Source organism: Burkholderia sp. AU18528 (assembly GCF_002223215.2).
GTDB classification, from domain to species: domain Bacteria; phylum Pseudomonadota; class Gammaproteobacteria; order Burkholderiales; family Burkholderiaceae; genus Burkholderia; species Burkholderia semiarida.
Genome location: NZ_NKFC02000007.1, coordinates 551,830 through 573,563 on the forward strand (window position 1 = coordinate 551,830; position 21,734 = coordinate 573,563).

The 21,734-nt window shown below is 67.4% G+C and carries 21 protein-coding genes; 9 read left to right on the top strand and 12 right to left on the bottom strand.

Annotated features, from left to right (window positions below; genetic code table 11):
* Positions 1–41 precede the first annotated feature (41 nt).
* The gene (locus CFB52_RS29230) at positions 42–626 is read left to right on the top strand and encodes a TetR/AcrR family transcriptional regulator (RefSeq protein WP_099318177.1); all 585 of its coding nucleotides are present in this window, start codon (positions 42–44) and stop codon (positions 624–626) included.
* A gap of 90 nt (positions 627–716) precedes the next feature.
* Entirely contained in the window at positions 717–1,457 is a 741-nt protein-coding gene (locus tag CFB52_RS29235) for a 3-oxoacyl-ACP reductase family protein (RefSeq protein ID WP_180278277.1), read from the top strand.
* Between the two features lie 83 nt (positions 1,458–1,540).
* Here CFB52_RS29235 and kdgT read toward each other — a convergent pair whose 3' ends face one another.
* Positions 1,541–2,560, bottom strand: a complete 1,020-nt coding sequence (kdgT, locus tag CFB52_RS29240) for a 2-keto-3-deoxygluconate transporter (RefSeq protein WP_059574750.1) — start codon at positions 2,558–2,560, stop codon at positions 1,541–1,543.
* Positions 2,561–2,769: 209 nt separating this feature from the next.
* On the opposite strand from kdgT, the gene CFB52_RS29245 reads away from it, so the two are divergent.
* Positions 2,770–3,141 carry an SH3 domain-containing protein gene (locus CFB52_RS29245; RefSeq protein WP_099318223.1) on the top strand — a complete coding sequence of 124 codons (372 nt, stop codon included), beginning with the start codon at positions 2,770–2,772 and terminating at the stop codon, positions 3,139–3,141.
* Between the two features lie 18 nt (positions 3,142–3,159).
* Here CFB52_RS29245 and CFB52_RS29250 read toward each other — a convergent pair whose 3' ends face one another.
* Positions 3,160–4,764, bottom strand: a complete 1,605-nt coding sequence (locus CFB52_RS29250) for an EAL domain-containing protein (RefSeq protein WP_099318224.1) — start codon at positions 4,762–4,764, stop codon at positions 3,160–3,162.
* 425 nt (positions 4,765–5,189) lie between these two features.
* Between CFB52_RS29250 and CFB52_RS29255 the strand changes: the two genes are divergently transcribed.
* Positions 5,190–5,486, top strand: a complete 297-nt coding sequence (locus tag CFB52_RS29255) for a hypothetical protein (protein WP_059574748.1) — start codon at positions 5,190–5,192, stop codon at positions 5,484–5,486.
* A gap of 22 nt (positions 5,487–5,508) precedes the next feature.
* Here CFB52_RS29255 and CFB52_RS29260 read toward each other — a convergent pair whose 3' ends face one another.
* Positions 5,509–5,820, bottom strand: coding sequence for a hypothetical protein (locus CFB52_RS29260; RefSeq protein ID WP_099318178.1), 312 nt, complete (start codon positions 5,818–5,820; stop codon positions 5,509–5,511).
* A 290-nt stretch (positions 5,821–6,110) separates the two neighbouring features.
* Here CFB52_RS29260 and CFB52_RS29265 point away from each other — a divergent pair, with 290 nt between their 5' ends.
* Entirely contained in the window at positions 6,111–6,647 is a 537-nt protein-coding gene (locus tag CFB52_RS29265) for a YcxB family protein (protein WP_099318179.1), read from the top strand.
* Between the two features lie 89 nt (positions 6,648–6,736).
* On the opposite strand, the gene CFB52_RS29270 is transcribed toward CFB52_RS29265, so the two are convergent.
* The 3 genes from CFB52_RS29270 to CFB52_RS29280 all read right to left on the bottom strand — a co-directional run bounded on the left by CFB52_RS29270 (position 6,737) and on the right by CFB52_RS29280 (position 10,653).
* Positions 6,737–8,356, bottom strand: a complete 1,620-nt coding sequence (locus tag CFB52_RS29270) for a histidine-type phosphatase (RefSeq protein WP_099318180.1) — start codon at positions 8,354–8,356, stop codon at positions 6,737–6,739.
* Between the two features lie 179 nt (positions 8,357–8,535).
* Positions 8,536–8,970, bottom strand: a complete 435-nt coding sequence (locus CFB52_RS29275; protein ID WP_099318181.1) for a phosphatase — start codon at positions 8,968–8,970, stop codon at positions 8,536–8,538.
* A 324-nt stretch (positions 8,971–9,294) separates the two neighbouring features.
* Entirely contained in the window at positions 9,295–10,653 is a 1,359-nt protein-coding gene (locus CFB52_RS29280) for an NAD(P)/FAD-dependent oxidoreductase (protein ID WP_099318182.1), read from the bottom strand.
* A 100-nt stretch (positions 10,654–10,753) separates the two neighbouring features.
* Here CFB52_RS29280 and CFB52_RS29285 point away from each other — a divergent pair, with 100 nt between their 5' ends.
* Positions 10,754–11,707, top strand: coding sequence for a LysR family transcriptional regulator (locus tag CFB52_RS29285; RefSeq protein ID WP_059574736.1), 954 nt, complete (start codon positions 10,754–10,756; stop codon positions 11,705–11,707).
* A 20-nt stretch (positions 11,708–11,727) separates the two neighbouring features.
* Here CFB52_RS29285 and CFB52_RS29290 read toward each other — a convergent pair whose 3' ends face one another.
* The gene (locus CFB52_RS29290) at positions 11,728–11,922 is read right to left on the bottom strand and encodes a hypothetical protein (RefSeq protein ID WP_099318183.1); all 195 of its coding nucleotides are present in this window, start codon (positions 11,920–11,922) and stop codon (positions 11,728–11,730) included.
* A gap of 194 nt (positions 11,923–12,116) precedes the next feature.
* On the opposite strand from CFB52_RS29290, the gene CFB52_RS29295 reads away from it, so the two are divergent.
* Both CFB52_RS29295 and CFB52_RS29300 read left to right on the top strand, forming a co-directional pair.
* The gene (locus tag CFB52_RS29295; protein ID WP_099318184.1) at positions 12,117–13,019 is read left to right on the top strand and encodes an AraC family transcriptional regulator; all 903 of its coding nucleotides are present in this window, start codon (positions 12,117–12,119) and stop codon (positions 13,017–13,019) included.
* A gap of 231 nt (positions 13,020–13,250) precedes the next feature.
* Positions 13,251–14,138 (top strand): NAD(P)H-binding protein, encoded by an 888-nt coding sequence (locus CFB52_RS29300; RefSeq protein WP_099318185.1) that lies wholly within the window; start codon positions 13,251–13,253, stop codon positions 14,136–14,138.
* Between the two features lie 25 nt (positions 14,139–14,163).
* On the opposite strand, the gene CFB52_RS29305 is transcribed toward CFB52_RS29300, so the two are convergent.
* Together CFB52_RS29305 and CFB52_RS29310 are read right to left on the bottom strand one after the other, a co-directional pair.
* The gene (locus CFB52_RS29305) at positions 14,164–15,366 is read right to left on the bottom strand and encodes a benzoate/H(+) symporter BenE family transporter (protein WP_059574728.1); all 1,203 of its coding nucleotides are present in this window, start codon (positions 15,364–15,366) and stop codon (positions 14,164–14,166) included.
* A gap of 172 nt (positions 15,367–15,538) precedes the next feature.
* The gene (locus tag CFB52_RS29310) at positions 15,539–16,564 is read right to left on the bottom strand and encodes a fatty acid desaturase (RefSeq protein ID WP_059574726.1); all 1,026 of its coding nucleotides are present in this window, start codon (positions 16,562–16,564) and stop codon (positions 15,539–15,541) included.
* 240 nt (positions 16,565–16,804) lie between these two features.
* Between CFB52_RS29310 and CFB52_RS29320 the strand changes: the two genes are divergently transcribed.
* Positions 16,805–17,626 carry a phosphate/phosphite/phosphonate ABC transporter substrate-binding protein gene (locus tag CFB52_RS29320; protein WP_099318186.1) on the top strand — a complete coding sequence of 274 codons (822 nt, stop codon included), beginning with the start codon at positions 16,805–16,807 and terminating at the stop codon, positions 17,624–17,626.
* Positions 17,627–17,676: 50 nt separating this feature from the next.
* On the opposite strand, the gene dbpA is transcribed toward CFB52_RS29320, so the two are convergent.
* From dbpA to mqo, 3 genes are all read right to left on the bottom strand, one after another.
* Positions 17,677–19,074 carry an ATP-dependent RNA helicase DbpA gene (gene dbpA / locus CFB52_RS29325; protein WP_059574722.1) on the bottom strand — a complete coding sequence of 466 codons (1,398 nt, stop codon included), beginning with the start codon at positions 19,072–19,074 and terminating at the stop codon, positions 17,677–17,679.
* Positions 19,071–19,268, bottom strand: coding sequence for a hypothetical protein (locus CFB52_RS29330; protein ID WP_006483193.1), 198 nt, complete (start codon positions 19,266–19,268; stop codon positions 19,071–19,073). The genes dbpA and CFB52_RS29330 overlap by 4 nt, the downstream gene beginning before the upstream one ends.
* Positions 19,269–19,567: 299 nt before the next feature.
* Positions 19,568–21,253: a malate dehydrogenase (quinone) gene (mqo, locus tag CFB52_RS29335; RefSeq protein ID WP_226224000.1), complete on the bottom strand. Its 1,686-nt coding sequence runs from the start codon at positions 21,251–21,253 to the stop codon at positions 19,568–19,570.
* Positions 21,254–21,734: the final 481 nt, after the last annotated feature.

The following is a 21,734-nucleotide window of genomic DNA, read 5'->3' on the forward strand; positions in this document are numbered from 1 at the left end:
GAATTATTGACTGATGTGTCCATAACGCCTATTCTGCCGCCATGGTGAGACCACGTGAATTCGATCGGGACGAGGTGCTGGAGCGCGCGCTGCGCGTGTTCTGGGAGAAGGGCTACGCCGCGACGTCCACTGACGACCTGCTGAGCGCAATGCAGATCGGCAGGCAGAGCCTCTATAACGCGTTCGGCGACAAGCGCAAGCTGTACGTCGAAGCGCTTGAACGCTATCAGTCGGAGAGCGTGTCGGGCCACATCGCGCGCCTGACGGCGCCGGCATCCGCGCTCGCGGGCATCGAGGCGTTGCTGCTCGGCGTGATCGCCGTCAACCCGGCCGAACGTGTGCTCGGTTGCATGGGGGTCAATGCGATCTGCGAATTCGGCGCGGCCGATCCCGAACTGGTCGGCTTGCGTGAGAAGGCCGGTGCGATGCTGCATCGGCAGGTCGTCGCCCGCATCCGTGAAGGGCAGGATGTGGGCGAGATCGCCCGTGCGCTCGATGCGCGCGAGGCCGCGAACTTCGTCCTGACGACGATGTACGGGATCCAGCTCGGTGCGCGCGCCGGCGCGAAGCCGCAGGCGTTGCGCGCCACCGCCGGCTTTGCGGCCGACCGGCTCAGGGCGCACTGATATCGATGCAGGCAGGGCAACGCGCCGGCATGAGAGCCGGCGCTTTTTTGTGGGAAGTTATTGACTGATCAGTCCATTAAGGAGCGAAGCATGACAGGCAATTCCGAGGGTATGCACAAGGCGGCGATCGTGTTTGGCGGCTCGCGTGGGATCGGCGCGGCCATCGCGCGGCGGCTTGCGGCCGACGGCGCGAATGTCGCGTTCACCTATGTCTCGGCGCCGGAGCGCGCGCACGAGACCGCGGCCGCGATCGAGGCGCGCGGGCGAGCCGCGCTGGCGATCCGTGCCGACAGCGCGGATGCGGACGCAATCCGGCAGGCCGTCGCACAAGCAGTCGAACGTTTCGGGCGGCTCGACGTCGTCGTGGTCAACGCGGGCATCCTGAAGCTGGGAGACGTGGCCGACGTGAGCGTCGACGATCTCGACCGGATGCTCGCGGTCAACGTGAGAGGCGTATTCCTGGCCATCCAGGCCGGCGCTGCGCATCTTGCGCGCGGCGGCCGCATCGTCACGATCGGCAGCAATACGGCCGTGCGCAGCGGACATCCGGGTTCGAGCGTCTATTCGATGACGAAGGCCGCGGTGGCCGTGATGGTCAAGGGCATCGCCGTCGATCTCGCACCGCGCGGCATTACGGTCAACAACGTGCAGCCGGGGCCTGTCGAGACCGACATGACGGCCGATCATCTCGACCAGATCCGTCCGTTGATTCCGCTGCAGCGCGCCGGCAGTGGGGACGAGATCGCATCGCTGGTGGCGTGGCTCGCCGGTTCGGAATCGGGCTACATGACGGGTTCGAGCCTGACGATCGACGGCGGGATGGCGCTGTAGCTCGAAGAAGCACGCGAAACCGTTGCGCGACGCGCCGTTGGGTGCGCATTGAATTGGCCGGTTCGAGCGCGAACCGGCCCCGCTCAAACATGCCCCTCATGCTCGATCGCCCCACCATTCCCGACTGGCGCCGCGACCCTCACCGGCACGCCTGCCGCCCTTGCCGCCCGCTTCGCCCACATCGCCGTCAGAATCGGCACGAGAATCGCCGTCACGAGGCACGCGGTCGCGACGATCGCCGTTGCCGCCGGCACCATCGGCTTGAACTTCGGAATCATCTCGCCGATGATCGCCGGGTTCGCGACCGCGGCGCCGGCTGTCGACGACGCGGCCAGCCCGGCCGTCCCGTTACCGCCGCCGATCACCTTGTCCGCCAGCATCAGCGGCACGCCCGTCACGACGATCACCGCGAGCCCGAGCGCGATGCCCGGCAGCCCGCTCTTCGCGATCACGTTCAGGTCGATGCCGTTGCCGAGCGCGAAACCGAAAAACGGGATCAGCGGATGCACGCAGCGCCCGAACAATTCGCGCAACGCCACATCGAGGTTGCCGAGCGTGAAGCCGATCAGGAACGGCAGCACCGCGCCGACGAAGAGCCGCGTCTCGAACACCGCGACCCCCGCCGCGCCGAGAATCAGCATGCTGACGAGCGGCCCCGATTCGATCGACATCAGCACGAACGCGCCGGCCTCTTCCTTGCTGCCGTACTGCTGCATCACGGCCGCGTAGAGGCCGCCGTTGGTCATGTCCATCGACGTCGTGATCGCGAGCAGCGACAGGCCCGCGAACAGGCCGGTGCGGATGCCGTCGTCGGGGATGAACCGCGCGGCGATCACCGTCGCGAGCCACGCGACCACGATCTTCGTCGCGAGCAGCGTGCCCGATTTGCGCAGCACGACGCCCGCTGCGCGCAGGTTGATCGTCGCGCCCATGCAGAAGAACCATACGGCAAGGATCGGCACCGTGCCGGCGATCAGGCCGTTGGTGAACGAGCCGAAGTACTTGCCGGCGTTCGGCGCGAACGTATGCACGCACGCGCCGAGCAGCATCGGGACCAGCATGAGCCCGCCCGGAATGCGGTCGATGGCCTGTTTCAGCTTCACGTCTCCTCCGTGGACGTCGATGCGTCCCGTTGTCGAATGATGTCTGTTGACTGACTATAGGACATGTTTCGGCATGGTGGTCCGTTTTTGTGAATGTCGACGGCGGTCGTATCATCCGGAAGCGACGACGGTCGCGCGGGATCGAGCGTGTGCCGTCCGCGAACCGGCAAACCGAAAAAACGAGACGGCGCAAAGAACGAATGAAACAGATGAAAATGACGATGCGCATGGGCATCGCGATGCTGGTGCTCGGCGCGCGCCTGGGCGCGAACGGCGCGCACGCAACGAGCACGGTGGACTGCGGGAAGCTCGATGCGGCCACGAGCGGCCCGGACGACAACTTCCGGCCACCGGCGTCCGGCACGGTCGTCGGTACGGGGCGCGCGTATTTCCATTCGGCGCCCGACGCGCGGTGCGTCACGAAGCGGACTTTCATCGTCCCCGGCGATTCGGTGACGGTCTACAAGTCGCACGGGCGCTGGTACGACATCATGTACGTGAACGGCAAGACCGGCGACGACTTCGAAGGATGGGTCGAGCAGGACCGTGTGCGCCTCGGCGGTCAGTACGGCGCGCAGTAGCCGCCGGCCGCGGCGGCGCTACGCGGTCGCCCATGCGAAATCGCGCTCGAGGTTTTCCGCGCGCAGCGGCCGCTGATACAGGTACCCCTGCGCGTACTGGATCCCGACCGCATGCAGCGCGCGATGCTGCGCCTCGGTCTCCACGCCTTCCGCGATGATCTTCAGGCCGTAGTGATGCGCGACGGCCGCGATTCCCTCGATCAGCCTCGCGCTGCCGCCGTCCAGTTGCGACACGAACTGTCGATCGATCTTCACGTAGTCGAACGGAAAGCGCGACAGCATGTCGAGATTGCTGTGATGCGTGCCGAAATCGTCGATCGCGAACTTCGCGCCTTTCGACCGCAGCGCCTGGAAGATCTCGGTGGTGCGCGCGTTCTTCTCGAGCAGGATGCGCTCGGTGACTTCGAGCACCAGCGTGAAGCCGGGCGGCAGCGCGCGAATCGCGTCCTCGACGACGGCCACGAACCGCGCGCGCTCGAGATCCTGCGGCGCGACGTTTACCGCGATGCGCAGCGGCGCGGACGGCGTCAGCGCGGTCAGTTCGGATACGGCCGTGCGCAGCACGAATTCGGTGATCTTCGGCAACATGGGGCTCGATTCCACCTGCGGGATGAACGCGGCCGGGCTGATGGCCCCCCACTTCGGATGCTGCCAGCGCAACAGCGCCTCGACGCCGACCGTCCTGCGCGTCCGCACGTCGACGATCGGCTGGTACACCACATGGAACTCGTTGCGCCTGAGCGCGTGGCGCACGGCTTTCAGCAGCAGCCGCCGCGGCGCCATCGCGAGCAGGTAGGCGGCCATCACGAGGCTGTCGGCCAGCAGCACGATCGTCGCGCAGATCAGCCGGTAGTGGCGCTGGACCTGTGACGCGTAGCGCGCCGATGCGACGACCGACACCGTGAACGGCCAGCGCCGCGAGGCCATCGTGCTGCCGCCCGCGGGGCCTGCATCCGTTTCCGGCGCGAACGCACCGTGCTGATCGAGACGCCCCGAGCCCGCGATCGATAGCGTGGCCGTTTCCGCTTCGTTGCCGGCGCCGCGCGCGAGCGCGTCGGCCACGTAGTCGCCTTCGATCAGGTACAGGACGCCCGCGCCGCGCGCGGTGGCGCGGAACGCGGACAGCACCGGAACGCCATGCTGGAACGGCGTCTGACGCAGCAGCGTGACGATCGTCGATCCCGGTTCGGGTTCGCGCGCGTACGCGGCGAGCGGCAGGTCGATCGAGCCGAGCGCCGACGAGCACGTGACGCGACCGTCGCTCACCAGTGCGACGGCACGCAGATAGCGCAGGCGAGTGCTCACTTCGGCAAGTGACCGGAACACCGTCGCGCACGGCCGACCGACGAGCGCGGTCAACTCGTCCGCGTGTCGGAGGCGCACGCCGTCCAGAATGCGATCCACGGAAGCCACGATGTCGTTTGCCACGACACGCTCGTGCGCGGTGACGGCATCGCGCGCATAGCGGTCGGCCAGCATGATCGCCAGCACCGGCACGAGCACGCAAATGATCACGGCGACGAAAAAGACGACGCGCGGCCACGCGCCGCTGCGCTGAAAAAGGGGCTTCGAGCCGGGCGTGAGCGCCCACCGTCGTGCGATTGCCTTTGGTGTTGTACGCATGGCGTGGCAAGTCGAACTGGTCGATGCGCGAACGGCGCGCATGCCGCATGCCTGATTCGGGCCATGCGGCTCGCGCGCCGGTTTCGGGACGCCGATCGATTCGGCCGTCGCGACGACATCGGGTGAGCCTGTCGCGATCGGCCATTCATCTGGCAGCATTCCTCAATAACACGCGCGCATCAAGCATGTATATCGACGCAGCGTACCGAAAAAAGCCCCGGCCGCACAGTGTGTGCGGCCGGGACAAAAGACACCGTCTCTTGGCACGAGGATGGTGCGCGGCCAGTATAAGATGCGGCGCGCCATTACGAAATATTATTGTCTAAAAATTGGCGCCGTTTTGTGATTGTGTCTCAAAAAGAAACATTTCAATGTGGCGCCGTGGCCGGCAGTCTGCCGCCAGCGCGTCAAACCGGAGCGTTGTGATGGAAGAAAATGCCGCACCCACGGTCGTCGTGACCGATGGCGCCGCCGTGGCGGACGGCGGTTCGCTGTGGATCCGGATTTCTGTGGACGGAGAGACCCGCGACTATTCGCTCGATCGCGCACTCGCGTCGCGCGGTACGCCGAGCTACGACAGCATCCGCGGCGCGCACGGCGTGCTGTCGAACGACGAACGACGCGAATTGCGGCGGTTGCTGGCGCGCATCGCCGACCCGGCGATGTGGCGCGGCATCGTCGGCACGTTCATCGAGGTGCTGGAGCGGCCCGACGAGCCATGAACGAGGCGGGGCCGGCCGGGATTCAGAAATCTTCGCGCATCTTGTGGAGCAGGCCGCTCGGTGACTGATGCGTGTCCACGGCGGTAAGGACATCGGTCAGGAACCACGGCAGGTTCAGCTGCGTGTCGGAATCGCCGATGCAGACGCGGATCGGCGGTGCGCTGGAGGGGGAACGGGCGCCTTGCGCGGCATCCCGCGACGGCACGCAATTCTTCGCGTATGCGTGAGCCGCAGCCGGAGCCGGCGCGACGGCCCCGGAGGGCGTACCGGCGATGGCCGGCGCGCTGATGGCGGTAAACAGGGTCAGGGCAGCGGCAAGGGCGACGCGTTTCATGGGGACTCTCCGACGATGCTCGTTCGACCGTGCGAGCCGATGCGAGTTCGTCCCGACAGGATCGCTCAGCCGCCCGCGCCGGCCGCCGGCTGCGCCACTGCCGCGGCTGCGCCCCGCGTGGACGTCATTCCACGCAGGTATATTGTCGCCGTGCATCGACCGGCCGGCGATATCGCGCGGCTTCGTTTGCACGTCACCGTGCGCGTGCACTGCCGGCCGTCTGGATCGCGCAGCCCGCGGTGAAGCATCCACAGCAAATCCAGGAACCAGAGAACATTCCGAGCCCGCCCATGCCCACGAGCGATACCGAAGTCGTTTTTCAAATAACCGCGGATGATCTCGTCCACGCATACCGCCTGAATCTTTGGCGCAGGTACAACGGGAAAGCCCTGCTCAAGTCGTTTGCGACTCTCGCGATCGTGTACATCGTGCTGCTCGTCGGCGGCGTCCGCGTAACAAGCGGACATTTTCCGGAATGGCGCCATGTCTGGATGGCCGCGGGAATCGCGGCTGTCGTGGCGATCGGCGTGCCCGTTCTGAATCACCTGATATTGCCGCGCGCAGGCCGCAAGATTTACGACCAGCAAAGGGCGCTTCATCAGCGTTACACGGTCATTTTCGAAGGCGACCGCTTCGTTGTCGAAACGCCGACTTCGCGCGACGAAATTCGCTATGCGGATCTCATTCACTGGAGCGAGGATCGTCAGATGATCCTGCTTTATCAGTCGTCGGTGATGTTCCGCGTGGTGCCGAAGCGCGTGCTGGATGACGGACAACTGGCATTCCTGCGCCAGGCGCTGCTTCGGAACGGCGTGCACAAGGTCTAGCGGGACGCGGCGTGTGTAGCGAAGTCCGGACGGTCCGCGCCGTCCGGGTCTCAACGTGCGGTTCCGGCCAGAAGACCCCGCGCATCACGTCACTGATAGCCGTAACACTGCTTCAGCCCCGCGTAGTCGTAGAAGTGGCTGCCCGGCGCGATCTTCGCGCCGTCGCACGCGGCCTGGAAATCCGTCTCGCGCTCGTTGTACAGCATCTTCACGATGAGCCGCGACCCGTTGCGATAGACGTCCCACTGCATGTTCGCGGCCATCGGCGATACCTGATCGCCGCGCCACGGGTTGTTCGCATACGTGTACGTCTGCGCCTGAGGCGTCGGCACGAACACGTTCTTCAGGTTCATGATCGACGCGAACGGAATCACGACCTCCGCATGCGTGAAGCGCAGCTTCGCGGCGTGCGTCAGGTCGCCGCGCGCGATCGCGTCGACCTCGGCGAAGAAATCGTCCTGCAGCCCCTTCGCCATCCGGTACGTCACGGGGTTCGCTTCCTGGATGCCGGGGCCCTTCTGGTAGTAGTCCTCGGCATCCTGCAGGTACGCGAGATACTGCGCCTGCTCGGCACCGATGTACTGCTCCATCGTGACGCCGCCGGTTTCAGCGGTCATGGCAGGCGCAACCTGCAGCAGGTTGTACAGCACGTTCACTGCGTCGACGGCCGTCGCGATCTTCGTCTTGCCGTCGCCCTTCAGCGTGTTGGTGAACTTGCCGTCCGTCGACGTGAACGCATAAGTGCCGGTGTTCGCGAACGTGTAGCCGTCGGTGCCGAGCTTCGCGATGAAGGCGGGCGACACGAGCGCGGACAGCACCGTTTGCGCAACGTCGGCCGCCTGCGGCGCGGCCTTGATCGCCTTCAGCTTCGCGGCCACCGTCGCGTCGTTTGCATAGGCCTGGTACGCCTGGCTCGCCTGATAGGTCGCGTAGTACGGATCGCTCGCGTCGGTCACGAGATCGGTGGCCGGTTTCAACGCGTGGAAATACAGCAGGAAACGATTGGTGCCGGCCGGCTGCGCGACCGGCGCGCTCGCCGGATAGCCGGACGGCGCGGCCGGCAGCGTGATGGCCGACGCCAGTGCCGGCTGCGCGGCAACGAGCGCCGCCGAGAAATACGTCGAACTGTCGACCGCGCGATCCTGGCCCGAGTTGACGACCACCACCTGCCGGTTGCCGGCGGCGAACAGCGCGGGCAGCCGCTGCGCGAGACGCGCGGCGAGTTGCTGATGTTCGCGGATGCCGGCTTGCGTGAGGTTGCCGTACCCGGGTGTCGAGATGCCCTGCACGCCGTAGCCGAGTAGCGCATTGGCCTTCATCATCGTGTATGTGTCGGCCTTGAGCTGCGCGCCGAGCGCGGTCAGCGCGCCGTCGGCCTCGGCCTTGAGCAGCATCGCGTAGATCGCGCCGTCGTACTTGAACCCCGACAGCCCGCGCGAGCCGTGACGGGCGACGAGTTCGGTATAGACGGGCGCGTAGCCGGCCGGCGGCGCTTCGTACGTCGCGGCGTCCTGTTGCGGACGGTACGGCGTCTTCGTCTGGTAGTAGGTCGCGGGTGCCGGGGCCGGCGTGGGCTGCGGCTGCGGGGCCGGCGCCGTGCCGTTGTTGTCGGCCGACGTGGCAGGCGCTGTCGAGTCATTCCCGCCGCAAGCGGCGAGCAACAGGCAGGCAATCGTGAGGGCGGCGGCGGTGCGGGTCGGGCGTGTCATCGTGGCGGGCAACGGATCGGACGATGCGCATGCGCGTCGTCCGTTTCCGGGGATGTGATCGAACCCCGAAGTGTTGCAAGCGACTTTGACAGCAGAATGTCAGGATGCGGGCGGGCACGCGCCCGATTGCCGCCGGACCGGCGATGACGGCCGGCCGCGGCCGGCCCGTGTGCTGGCGTTCAGTGCAGCCCGGCCGATGCGATCGAGCGCACCGTATCGGTGATGCTCATGCAGCGCGACAGCCCGAAATGCTCGGCCTCGCGGCGTTCCGGCTCGCTGCTCGCGATCCCGACCGCGCGCTCCGGCGGCACGCCGAGCGCGTGCAGCGCGACATCGAACGGATGCTGATTCGATCCGGACTCCTGTCGATTCGCGTCCGTGACGACGACCGAGAAGCGGTCGAGGTTCGCGCGGCCGAACTGGCCTTCGAACATGTCGCTGAGCCGCGCGGCCGGCAGCGTCGTGACGAGACCGAGTCGATAGCCTTCTTCCGATGCCCGGTCGAGCCACTGGATGATCGCGTCGCGCTGGTTGCGCGATTCGCGCGAATCCGGTGTTGCTTCGATCTGCGCGAATGCTGCGTCGAGACGGGTGACGATGGCTTCGATGACCACGGTGATTCCTTTTCAGAAACGTGATGATCCGTTCGCCGACGGGAATGCCTCACACCTTAGCGTCGATCCTGAAAACGCGACCAATTAATATTTTTAGCCGACTCATACGATCGGACTAATGAATGGGGCGGCCGGCCACAGCGGGCGCGGGATGCGTGTCGCGCGGCATGTCCCGCCGGAATGGCGTCGTATCGGTGGCCTTCAACACGATGCACCAGCGTGGCGCACATTGCGGACGAATTACGCATATGCATCGGGAAAAACGGCATATCGGGCGATGGCCACGCGATATGCCGTGTTGCGATGCCGTGTGTGAGTCGTTGCTCAGTGCAACTTGATCGACGGCTGGTGACGGCTTTGCAGCCAGTGGCTCAGCGACTGGAACAGCGCGCGCTTCATGCCCACCACGTTGAACAGGTGCTTGCGATACAGGAACTTGTACAGCCCGATCGCCGCCAGCCCGTCGACGATCAGCGAGCGCGAGCGCACGCCGATGCCCGCCTGGTACACGGCGCCCGCGTGCCCGAGCGACACGACGGTGCCCGCATCGCGGAACGTGAAGCCGGCCACCGGCTTGCCGGCGACGCGGCGCGCGAATGCGTTGACCAGATACACGGCCTGCTGGTGCGCGACCTGCGCGCGCGGCGGCAGGAACCCGCCCGCACCGGTCGACGGGCACGCGGCGCAGTCGCCGAACGCGTACACGTGCGGATCGTCGGGCGTCTGCAGCGTGTCGGTCACGATCACCTGGTTCGACCGGTTGAGCGCGATGTCGCCGATGTCCCGCAGCATCGCGGGCCCGGCGACCCCGGCCGCCCAGATCGTGATGTCGCTCGCGAGGCGTTCGCCGGTCGCGGTCGTCACGGCATCCGCGCCGACTTCCGCCACGCGCGTATCGGTCAGCACGTCGACGTTCAGCGCGCGAAGCTGCGCGTGCATCTTGCCGGACAACCGTTCGTCGAGCGCCGGCAGGATGCGCGGGCCGCCTTCGATCAGCCGGATGTGCACGTCGCGCGCGGACACCAGCGCCTTGAAGCGGTACGTCGTCAGTTGCTGGATCGCGTGCCGCAGCGCGGCGGCCAGCTCGACGCCGGTCGCGCCCGCGCCGATCACGTTGATGGAGATCGGCGCCGCGCGCCGCGCGGGCTGCTGCTCGGCCAGATGGTTCGCCTTCGTGCACGCAGCGAGGAACTTGCGGCGAAAATCCTCGGCCTGGTCGAGGTTTTCGAGCGGCAGCGCATGACGCTCGGCGCCCGGCACGTTGAAGAAGTTCGTCACGCTGCCGACCGCCAGCACGAGGTCGTCGTAATCGAGTTCCCGCTGCGGCAGGATTTCCGTGCCGTCCGCATCCTGCACGGCCGCGATCGTCGCCGTGCGTGCCGCGCGGTCGACCCGCTGCAGCGCGCCCTGCACGAAGCGAAAGCCGTGGCGCTTCGCCTGCGCCGCGTATTCGATCGTGTGGGAAGCCGGATCGCGATGGCCCGACGCGGCTTCATGCAACAGCGGCTTCCAGAAGTGCGTCGGATAGCGGTCGACGAGCACGACTTCGGCTTGCCCGCGGCGTCCGACCGTATCGCCGAGACGCGTGGCGAGCTGCAGGCCGCCGGCGCCGCCGCCGACGATCACGATGCGCGGCAGGCGCGGTGCGTGGTCCGTTGCAAGATTGGGCGTGGTGTTGTCCATGATGGGCTCCCGCTGAATGACGATTCGCATGACATTGCTCAAGAACCGACGATATAGTTTCGTACCCAGTCGAACAATTTAATGTTTATAAGCGACTCATATGTATTCACTTATAGGAAAGACCGCGACGTTCCGGCAGTTGAAGGCGCTGGACATGATCGCGCGGCTCGGCAGCGTGTCGCGCGCGGCCGAGGAGCTGAACCTGACGCAGCCGGCCGTGTCGCTGCAGGTTCGCCTGCTCGAGGAGGCCGTGGGCGCCGCGTTGCTGCAGCGGGTGGGGCGCGGCGTGCAATTGACCGCGGCGGGCGAGATCGTGGCGCGCTACGCGCGCGAGATCCTGCATCTGTGGAGCGAGGCCGGCGACGAAGTGGCCGCGCTGACGGGCGATCTCGGCGGCACGCTGCGGATCGGCGCGATCACGACGGCCGAATACCTGATCCCGCCGCTGCTCGTCAAATTCACCGCGACGCGCCCGCACGTGAAGACGTATTTCAAGGTCGGCAACCGCGACGACATCATCCGCATGCTCGCGACGCATGAAATCGATCTCGCGGTGATGGGCAGCGCGCCGAAGGAGCTGCGTACGCACGCGGTCGAATTCGCGAAGCATCCGATGGTGTTCGTCGCGGCGCCCGGCCATCCGCTGATGCAGCGCAAGCGCGTCGCGCTGAAGGATCTCGAATCCGCGCACCTGCTCGTGCGCGAACGCGGCGCGGGCACGCGCTCGACCGTCGAGAGCCTGTTCAAGAACGCGGGCTACCGCTTTCATGTGGGCTCCGAACTGTCGAGCAACGAGGCGATCAAGCAGATGGCCGAAGCGGGGCTCGGCGTCGCATTCCTGTCGTTGCACGCGTGCGCGCTTGAATTGCGCACGGGCCTGCTCGGGCAACTGCCGTTTCCGGGCAACCCGATCGAGCGCGAATGGTATGTGGTGACGCTCGCCGATCGGCGGATCTCGCAGGTGACGGGGCTGTTCCGCGACTTCCTGATCAAGCAGGGCGCGCCGGTGATCGACGGGGCGTCGGCCGCGCCGCACGAGCGGCGGCGCAAGTAGGCGGGGTGTCGACCGGCCGGTCAGACGAGCGCGAAGTCGTCGTTGCTGTCGGGAATCGACGCGAGCAGCCGTTCGAGCCCGTACCAGCCGACCACGCGCAGGCACCACGCGGCGATGGCGGTGCGGCGGTGGCGGGAGTCGGGGGCGGATGAAGCGCGAGCGGTGGAAGGCGAGGGCGCGATGAACGCCGCGCGTAGCGGGCAGTCATGGGGCATGACGGGGCTCCGTAGGTGTCGGATGAGGCGATCGTAGGCTTCGTGGCGCCTGCCGGCGCGCACGCAAGGATCGTCCCGAGCAGAAACGGATGATCTTTTTTCTGCTCGACTCGACGGCGGCCACGCAGGGCCGGCGCGCCGGCCCGAAACGCGTCACAATGTGCGTTCGGCACCTGATCTGGTGGAGGCCATCAATGAGCGATCCGATTCTTGCCGCGCCGGCGGACAACGGTGTTCCGGTCAGCCTGCGCTCCAGCCGCGGGCGGGGCTGGCGCGGCTTCGGCGCGTCGCTGCTGGAAATCCGTGCCGGCACGTACCGGATTCCGGCGGCCGAGCATCACCGGATCGGCGTGCATATCGGCGCGCCGGTGCGCGCCGACTGCGTGTGCGACGGCGAGCGCGTGTCGCGCATCCAGGCGCATGGCGACGTCGACGTGATTCCGGCCGGCTTGCCCGGCCAGTGGACCGACAGCGCCGACTGCCGGATCCTGCACATCGCGCTCGGCGATACGTTCGTGCGGCGCACGGTCGAACAGCTCGAACTGAAGCCGTCGCACGCGCAGATCCGCCGGCGGCTGCAGGTGCGCGACCCTCGGCTGCAGCACATCGCGTGGGCGATGGCCGCCGAACTCGAAGCGGAAGACGCATCGGATCCGCTGTACGCGGAAAGCCTGTGCACCGCGCTCGTCGCGCGGCTGGTCGACGGCCAGCCGGCGTTTCGCGAACGTCGGCGCACGCTGGCGCCGAAGGCGGCGGCGCGCGTGATCGACTATGTCGAGGCGAATCTCGACCGGCGCATGACGCTGGCCGAGCTCGCGGCGCTCGTGTCGATCAGCGTGCCGCATTTCAAGGTGCTGTTCCGCGAAACGCTGGGGATGCCCGTGCACCAGTACGTCGTGCGGCGCCGGGTGGAGCGCGCGAAGGCGCTGCTGCTCGAAGGCCGGCTCGGCATCAGCCAGATCGCGCTGGAAGCCGGCTTTGCGCATCAGAGCCACATGGCGAGCTGGATGAACCGTGTGCTCGGTGCGACGCCGACGGAGATTGCGCGGTCGGGTATGCGGGGTGGGTTGCGGCTGGAGGGCGGGCGAGACGCATAACGCAACAGCGGTACGCGGACGCTGCATTTGATCCGAGGGCAATTGTCCAACAGCGTGTTGGACAATTGCTGCATTCGCCTTCTCCGGTTTTGACGCGCTTGGATCGGAGAGCCCGTATGGCTACGGCCATTCAACGCGTCATCCTTTCCTGCTCGATTCATCCCCCCGTGCGCGCCTTCCCGGCCGCGCGTGCCGACAATCACAGCACCTTCATCCCCCTAGGAGCGAACCGTGTTCGTGATCTTCGGCGCATCCGGCAACGTCGGCCTGTCGACCGTGACGACCTTGCGCAACGCAGGCCATTCCGTGCGCGCGGTGCTGCGCGACGCACGTCACCGCGACCGTTTCGCGCAGCTCGGCTGCGATGTCGCAATCGCGGACCTGACCGACGCGAACGCGATCGCCGCGGCGATCGACGGCGCGCGGGCCGTGCAGATACTGTGTCCGGTGCCGACGGTCGACGCCGATCCGGCCGCGACGATGACGCGGACGATCGATGTGGCGGCCGCCGCGCTCGCCGCGAACCCGCCGCCCGCGCTGCTCGCGTTGTCGGACTATGGCGCGGAGCTCGAAGGCAATACGGGTATCACGCGCCTGTTCCATGACTTCGAGGAACGATTGAAGACGATCCCCACGCAGTTGACGCTGCTGCGGTCGGCCGAGCATCTGCAGAACTGGGCGCGCGTGCTGCCGGTCGCGCTCGGCACCGGCGTGCTGCCGAGCTTCCACCATCCGGTCGGCAAGGTGTTTCCGACGGTCTGGGCGCCCGATGTCGGCGTCGTTGCGGCGCGGCTGCTGCGCGATGCGCCGGAGGGCGGACGCGGGCCGCGCATCGTCAGCGTCGAAGGGCCGCGGCGCGTGAGCGTGGCCGCGATCGCGGATACGTTGGGCGCGGCGGCGGGCCGCGCGATCGTCGCGCACGAACTGCCGCGCGACATGTGGAGCGCGACGCTGCTGCGCGCCGGGCTCAGCGAACGCCATGCACAGCTGATCGTCGATCTGTACGACGTGCATAACGCGGGGCGGATCGATGTCGAGGCCGATGTGTCCGAGCGGGCCTACGGCACGACGACGCTGGCCGATGCGCTCGCGCAACTGGTGCGCCAGCCGGCGCGGTAAGGGAAGTGGCCGCGCAGGGTGCACATCATGCAGGCTGCCGCACCCTGTTCAACACCACATACGCCGCCGACCCGATCACGATCCCCCAGAACGCGGACCCGAGCCCGAGCCACGTCATCCCCGACGCGGTCGCGAGGAACGTGATCACGGACGCTTCGCGGTGGTTTTCGTCCTCGAAGATGCCGTGTACGTTCGCGCTGATCGCACCGATCAGCGCGAGCCCGGCCAGAATCGCGACGAACGCCTTCGGCAGCGCGAAGAACAGCGTGACGATCGTCCCCGCGAAGAGTCCGCCGATCAGATAGATCACGCCGTTCGCGATGCCCGCGATATAGCGCCGGTCCGGATCTTCGTGCGCGTCCTTGCCGGTGCACAGCGCCGCGGTGATCGCCGCGAGCACGATCGTGATTCCGCCAAAGCATGCGACGACCAGCGACATCACGCTGGTCGCCGTGATGATCGGCCGTGCGCTCGTGTGATAGCCCGACACACGAAGGATCGTCATCCCCGGCAGGAACTGGCCGGTGAGGCTGACGACGACGAGCGGCAGCGCGAGGCTGAGCGTCGTGCCGAGCGTCCATTCGGGGGCGATGAAGATCGGCCGCGCGAGGCTCGGCGACACGTTTCCGAGATGCGTCATCCCGAGCAGCGTCGCGAGTGCGGCGCCGGCGAGCAGCACGAGCACGATGCTGTAGCGCGGCAGCAGGCGCCTGAAGATCACGTAGGCCGCGATCATCCCGAAACCGAGCAGCGGCTGCGCGGTCGCCGCGGAGAACGCATGCATGCCGAACGGCAGCAGGATGCCGGCCATCATGCCGCAGGCGATGCCGCGCGGGATGTGGCGCACGAGCCGGTCGAAATAGCCGGTGATGCCGATGACGAGGATGATCAGCGCGGCCGTGATGTACGCGCCGACGGCCTGGTTGAGCGTCAGTTGCGGAAACAGGCCGACGAGCAGCGCGGTGCCGGGCGCCGACCATGCGGTGACGACCGGCACCTTTAGCTTCCAACTCGCGAACAGGCCCGATGCACCGGCGCCGATCGAGATCGCCCAGACCCATGACGACACCATGTCGTTGGACGCATGCGCGGCCTGCGACGCCTGGAAGAAGATCGCGAGCGGGCCCGCGTATGAAATCAGGACCGCGAGAAAACCCGCGGTGATCGCGGAAACGGACCAGTCGTTGCCGATTGCGCGGATCGCGCCGGGTGGGGAGTTCGGTTGCATCGTCGTCGGGGAAATGCGGCGCGCGGCCGTGCGGCGGAGCCGGGCGAATGGTCGTCGGAAGCGCCGGATGAGCGGCCATTCTGGGCATTGCCGACGCAATTGGCAATTCACGGGCGGCGAACCGCGCTGTCGGCTTTTCGTAAGGATGGGTGCCGAAACGCGCGGGCCGACATCACGTACTGATCTGCAGCACCCTGTCGACCACCGCCACCTTGATCCCGCTGCCCGTCGACAGCGATGCCGTGCCCTCGTCGAACGGATGAACGGGCGAATCGGTCGGCGTCCACGCATGGCGCGCGAGCAGCGCGCGATACCCGCCGCGGATCACGAAGCCGCCGCATTTCTCCGCATACGCGTCGCGCCGCATCCGGTACGCACGCGGCAGGTCGTACCACGGCAGCTTCGGCAGGTCGTGATGGACGAGGTGATAGTTGTTGTTCAGGTACAGCAGCCGCATCGCGAAGCCGGCTTCGTTGATCGTGATGCGCGCCTTCGGATGCGGCGCGGCGCGATGCTCGTACAGCGAGCGGATCATCGCGAGCGACAGCGCGGGCCACGTGACGGCCAGCAGGTAGTACCACCACGGCACGCCGATCGCCCAGTGCAGCCACGCGAGCAGCGCGGCCACGCAGGCGACGTGAGTCAACCACATTGGCAGATAACGGAAGTCGCCGCGCCGGAACGCGGCGAACGCGTCGCGAAACGTCGTGGCGATGGCGAGCGGCGGCCCGACGACGAGGCGTCCGAGGAAAGTCTTGCGCGCGACCGTCAGCGCCCGGCGCCAGCGCGGCAGCCGCGCCCAGCGTTCACGCGTCACGTAGTTCGTTTCGGGATCGACGCCCGGCACGGTCAGGTCTTCGTCGCGATGATGCTCGAGATGCGTGTCGCGATACAGCGTGTACGGATACCAGACCGTCAGCGGCGGATAGCCGAGCAGCTTGTTCACCAGGGCGGAACGTGTCGGATGGCCATGCAGCAGCTCGTGCTGCAGCGACAGGTGCCACGCGCCGAGCAGGATCAGCGGCGGCGTCGCGGCGGCGCGCGACAGGTGCCCGTCGCGCACGAGCAGCAGCACGGCGAGCCAGCCGCCGTAGATCACGACGACGAGCAGCCAGGTCGGCCACTCGGTGCGGGCGGTGAAGCGGGCGTGGAGCGCGGCGATCGCGCGCGCGTGGTCGACGTCGAAGTATTCGGCCATGGCGTTGAGGCGGATGGATCGGGCAGTGCGGGGAACGCGCGATGGAACCGGGGCGCTCGGCCCGGGTGCGCTGGTGTCTCGCGGATCACGGTCGGCCCGCCCGGCATCGCGCACGGCGGCGCCGGCAGGCCTTCGAACGGTACCGGGGCGGCGCGGCCTCGCCAACCAATCGATTCGCATTTGCTTATCGTGTCGCGGCCCATAAGCTTCCTGACCGCCGCCGATGCGTAGAATGCCCGCATGAACGCCTGGATTGCAGTCCTGCCGATGTACAACGTGACACCGCGCCACGCCGCGCTGTGGCGCGCGCTGCTGCGCGACGCGCTCGATGCGTTCGCGAACGCGGGCGGGCCGGCCGGCGTCGCGCTGCCCGACGCGCCCGACGACCTCCAGGCACTGTGGCGGCGCGACGATCTGCTGCTGTCGCAGACCTGCGGCTACCCGTACCGGATGCTCGGCTTGCGCGACGTCGTGCGATTGATTGCGACCCCCGTTTTCGATGCGGACGGCTGCGACGGGGCGCGCTACCGCAGCGTGCTGGTCGTGTCGGCGCGCGTGCATGCGGGCGGTGCGACGACGCTCGCCGCCTGCCGCGGGTTGCGGGCGGCCTTCAACGGCGAGGATTCGCACAGCGGGATGAATGCATTCCGGCACGCGGTCGCGCCGCATGCGCACGACGGGCGGTTCTTCGGCTCGGTCACGCCGTTCGGTTCGCACCTGAACGTGCTGCGCGCGCTGGCGTCGGGAGAAGCCGATTGCGCGGCGATCGACTGCGTGACGTTCGCGTATGTGCGCGACGCGCTGCCCGGGCTGCTCGAGGATATTCGCGTGATCGGCACGACCGCACCCGCGCCGGGATTGCCGTTCGTCGCGTCGCGGGCGCTGGCGGATACGCAGGTCGGCGCGTTGCAGGATGCGCTCGATCGCGCGGTGGCCGCCGATGCGGAGCGGGCGCGCGTGCTGCGGCTGAGGGGATTCGACCGGCTGTCGCCGGCCGACTACGACACGATTGCGCGGTTCGAGCGGGAAGCCGCCGCGCACGGCTATCCCGAACTCGGGTGACGTACGGGGCGGCGCGCGGCGGTGCTGCGACCGCCCGCGCCGCGGCCCGCTTACTCGTCGTCCATCAGCCGGACCTTGACCCGCTTGCCCTTGATCTTCCCCGCATTGAGCTTGCGCAGCGCGTCGCGCGCGACGCCGCGCTCGATCGCGACATAGGTCGAGAACTCGGTCACGTTGATCTTGCCGATCTGCTTGCCGTCGAACCCGGCGTCGCCGGTCAGCGCGCCGAGCACGTCGCCCGGACGGATCTTGTCCTTGCGCCCGCCGAGGATCTGCAGCGTTTCCATCGGCGGCAGCAGCACGCTGTCGTCCGCCGGCTTCAGTTCGGCGAGCGGATGCCATTCGACCTCGCGCTTCTGCGCCTGTTCGATCGCGCCGACGCGGCCCATCTCGTCCATGCTCGCGAGGCTCAGCGCCCAGCCGTCCTGATCCGCGCGACCCGTGCGGCCGATGCGGTGCACGTGCACTTCGGGGTCGGGCGTCACGTCGACGTTGATCACCGCTTCGAGCTGCGCGATGTCGAGCCCGCGCGCGGCGACGTCGGTCGCGACCAGCACCGAGCAACTGCGGTTCGCGAACTGGATCAGCACCTGGTCGCGCTCGCGCTGGTCGAGCTCGCCGTGCAGCGCGAGCGCGTGGAAGCCCTGCGCGTGCAGCACGTCGAGCAGGTCGCGGCACTGCTGCTTGGTGTTGCAGAACGCGATCGTGCTCACCGGCCGGTAGTGATTCAGCAGCTGGCCGACCGCATGCAGCCGCTCGTCCTCGGTCACTTCATAGAAGCGCTGGCGGATCTTGCTGTCGTCGTGGCGTTCCGCGAGCTTGACTTCCTTCGGATTGCGCAGGAACTGCTGGCTCAGCTTCGCGATGCCGTCCGGATAGGTCGCGGAGAACAGCAGCGTCTGGCGCGTCGTCGGGCACATGCGCGCGACCTTCGCGATGTCGTCGAAGAAGCCCATGTCGAGCATCCGGTCAGCTTCGTCGAGCACCAGCGTGTTCAGCGCATCGAGCTTCAGGTTGCCGCGATCGAGGTGATCCATGATGCGGCCCGGCGTGCCGACGACGATATGCGCGCCGTGCTCCAGGCTCTGCGCCTGCGGACGCATCGGCGTGCCGCCGCACAGCGTCAGCACCTTCACGTTCTCCTCGGCGCGCGCGAGGCGGCGCACTTCCTGCGCGACCTGGTCGGCGAGCTCGCGGGTCGGGCACAGGATCATCGCCTGCACGTCGAAGCGGCGCGCGTCGAGGCGCGCGAGCAGCGCGAGCGAGAACGCGGCGGTCTTGCCGCTGCCCGTCTTCGCCTGCGCGATCAGGTCCTGGCCGGCCAGCGCGATCGGCAGGCTCGCGGCCTGGATCGGCGTCATGTCGACATAGCCGAGCTGCGCGAGGTTCGCGAGCGTGGCGGGCGTCAGCGGCAGCGCGCTGAACGGCGTGGCGGTCGGTTGGGTCAAGACAGGTCTCCGAGGTAGGGGCGGCCTTCCATCTGCTCGTAGACGACGTTGCCTTCGTCGTCCTCGAAGCGTTCGAGATAGTTGCGGGCGCCGCACAGCGGGCAGCGGAACAGCAGCCCCTGGCCTTCGTCCTTGATGACGACGTCGGACTGCTCCCACTGCGTGCCGCAGCTCTGGTTTCGGCAGGTAAACACGGTCTTTCTCCAGCTGAATTCGGTTGATGGCGCGCCCGGCCGGGCGCGGCCACGGCGGGCGGCGCCCGCGCGGCTCGGGCGCGGGCCGCACCGGCGGTCGCTCGGGTTGTGTCGATGCGGGTGATGGATCGGGCGGCGACGGGGTCGCGCGTGCCGCAATTCTAGCGGAAGCCGGTGCCTGCGCCCGGCGCGCGCCAGGAAAAACGGCCGCCCCGGAGAGGGCGGCCGTGTCGGGCGGCGTAATGCGCGCCGCGGGTGCCGCGCAGGCTCTGCGCGGGTTATGCGCGGCGTCGCGCGCGTTACAGCGCCATGTCGGCGGACGCCTTCGCCGGGCGGGCCGGCGCGGTGCCGGTCGCCTGCGACGGCACGCCGAGGTCGATCTTCGGCGGCGGCGACAGTTGCAGCACGTCGCTCGTGTAGGTCCATTCCTCGACGACCTTCGCCGGGCTGTCGTTCAGCTTCGTGCCGTAGCTCGGCACGATCTGGCGGATCTTCTGCTGCCACTCGGGCGTCGCGACCTTGTCCTTGAACACCTTCTTCAACAGGTTCAGCATGATCGGCGCGGCGGTCGACGCGCCCGGCGACGCGCCGAGCAGGCCCGCGATGCTGCCGTCCTGCGACGCGACGATCTCGGTGCCGAGCTTCAGCACGCCGCCCTTGACCGGGTCGCGCTTGATGATCTGCACGCGCTGGCCGGCCTGCCACAGGCGCCAGTCTTCCTTCTTCGCGTTCGGGAAGTACTCCTTCAGCGCGTTGAAGCGATCGTCGTCGGACAGCATCAGCTGGCCGGCGAGGTACTGCACCAGCGGGAATTCGTCGACGCCCACGCGCATCATCGGCGCGACGTTGTGCAGGTTGGTGCTCTTCGCGAGGTCGAAGTACGAGCCGTTCTTCAGGAACTTGGTCGAGAACGTCGCGAACGGCCCGAACAGGATGATCTTCTTGCCGTCGATGATCCGCGTGTCGAGGTGCGGCACCGACATCGGCGGCGAGCCGACCGACGCCTTGCCGTAGGCCTTCGCGAGGTGCTGCTTCACGACCTCGGGGTTGTCGGTCACGAGGAACGAGCCGCCGACCGGGAATGCGCCGTAGTCCTTCGCCTCGGGGATGCCCGACGCCTGCAGCAGGTGCAGCGCACCGCCGCCCGCGCCGATGAACACGAACTTCGCGTCGACCGATTGCGGCGGCTCATCCGAGTGCAGCTTGACCCACGACACGTGCCACGTGCCGTCGGCGTTTCGCGAGATCTCGCGCACTTCGCTCGACAGCGACAGCGTGAAGTTCGGCTGCGTCTTCAGGTAGCCGACGAACTGGCGCGTGATCTCGCCGAAGTTCACGTCGGTGCCGATCGGCGTCCACGTCGCCGCGACCTTCTGGCTGCGGTCGCGGCCTTCCATCATCAGCGGCACCCACTGCTTGATCTGGTCGTAGTCTTCCGAATATTGCATCCCGCGGAACAGCGGGCTCGCCTGCAGCGCTTCGTAGCGCTTCTTCAGGAAGCGGACGTTGTCGTCGCCCCACACGAAGCTCATGTGCGGCGTCGAGTTGATGAACGCGCGCGGGTTCTTCAGCACGCCCTGCTTCACCTGCCACGCCCAGAACTGGCGCGAGATCTGGAACGACTCGTTGATCTCGATCGCCTTCGAGATGTCGATCTTGCCGTCCGCCTTTTCCGGCGTGTAGTTCAGCTCGGCGAGCGCCGAGTGGCCGGTGCCGGCGTTGTTCCAGCCGTTCGAGCTTTCCAGCGCGACGCCGTCGAGGCGCTCGACCATCGTCATCGACCAGTCCGGCTGGAGTTCGTGCAGCCAGACGCCGAGCGTCGAGCTCATGATGCCGCCGCCCACCAGCAGGACGTCGACTTTCTTCGTGTCGGCGGCGTGCGCGGACGATGTCGCGACGCACAGCGCGAGCGCCGACAGTATTACCCGTAACGTTTTGATCACAGCAGAGATCCCTTTTTCAACTTGAATGCATCGGTTTGCCATGCCGCCCGGCGCGGTTCCGTGGCGCTGAAATGCGGGTCCGGAGATCCGGATCGCGAATCCGGAATTCCGGATCGGCGCCGCGCGCCGTTGCATTTGCGCACGGAAGCCATTCGGAAGGACACCTTCGGATCGGCTTCCCGCGGGCAGGCAAGCGCCTGCGTCGCGACGGTGCGCCACGCGCCGGGGCCCTGACGGCAAGCCCGAGCGGACGGCGCTTCAGACTGCGTTGAAAGAGGCCGCGCGCGACGTGTTTTGCGGGGGCGGGGTGGCAAGGGGCGCGTAATATAACCGAACTCGGACACTGTGTCGCAGACGCCGAATATCCTTGTTTTCGTGGGGTTTTTTGTGCGTCCGGGTTTCCGGAATGACGGTGCGCGACGCGGGAAAATCGAGGGGGATCGGCGGGGTCGAATCCGTGCGACGGGTATGCCATGCACCAGGCCGGAACGTCATCGGATCGCGGCGTTGCACCGCGACCCGT

Bases quoted from the DNA above. Each gene is read 5' to 3' on its own strand.
- CFB52_RS29255 (WP_059574748.1), top strand. From the start codon at position 5,190: ATGGAAGAAAATGCCGCACCCACGGTCGTCGTGACCGATGGCGCCGCC.
- CFB52_RS29265 (WP_099318179.1), top strand. From the start codon at position 6,111: ATGCCCACGAGCGATACCGAAGTCGTTTTTCAAATAACCGCGGATGAT.
- CFB52_RS29320 (WP_099318186.1), top strand. From the start codon at position 16,805: ATGAACGCCTGGATTGCAGTCCTGCCGATGTACAACGTGACACCGCGC.
- CFB52_RS29280 (WP_099318182.1), bottom strand. From the start codon at position 10,653: ATGGACAACACCACGCCCAATCTTGCAACGGACCACGCACCGCGCCTG.
- CFB52_RS29305 (WP_059574728.1), bottom strand. From the start codon at position 15,366: ATGCAACCGAACTCCCCACCCGGCGCGATCCGCGCAATCGGCAACGAC.
- CFB52_RS29250 (WP_099318224.1), bottom strand. From the start codon at position 4,764: ATGCGTACAACACCAAAGGCAATCGCACGACGGTGGGCGCTCACGCCC.
- CFB52_RS29230 (WP_099318177.1), top strand. From the start codon at position 42: ATGGTGAGACCACGTGAATTCGATCGGGACGAGGTGCTGGAGCGCGCG.
- CFB52_RS29310 (WP_059574726.1), bottom strand. From the start codon at position 16,564: ATGGCCGAATACTTCGACGTCGACCACGCGCGCGCGATCGCCGCGCTC.
- CFB52_RS29235 (WP_180278277.1), top strand. From the start codon at position 717: ATGACAGGCAATTCCGAGGGTATGCACAAGGCGGCGATCGTGTTTGGC.
- CFB52_RS29245 (WP_099318223.1), top strand. From the start codon at position 2,770: ATGAAAATGACGATGCGCATGGGCATCGCGATGCTGGTGCTCGGCGCG.
- mqo (WP_226224000.1), bottom strand. From the start codon at position 21,253: ATGGCAAACCGATGCATTCAAGTTGAAAAAGGGATCTCTGCTGTGATC.
- CFB52_RS29260 (WP_099318178.1), bottom strand. From the start codon at position 5,820: ATGAAACGCGTCGCCCTTGCCGCTGCCCTGACCCTGTTTACCGCCATC.
- CFB52_RS29290 (WP_099318183.1), bottom strand. From the start codon at position 11,922: ATGCCCCATGACTGCCCGCTACGCGCGGCGTTCATCGCGCCCTCGCCT.
- CFB52_RS29285 (WP_059574736.1), top strand. From the start codon at position 10,754: ATGTATTCACTTATAGGAAAGACCGCGACGTTCCGGCAGTTGAAGGCG.
- CFB52_RS29295 (WP_099318184.1), top strand. From the start codon at position 12,117: ATGAGCGATCCGATTCTTGCCGCGCCGGCGGACAACGGTGTTCCGGTC.
- CFB52_RS29270 (WP_099318180.1), bottom strand. From the start codon at position 8,356: ATGACACGCCCGACCCGCACCGCCGCCGCCCTCACGATTGCCTGCCTG.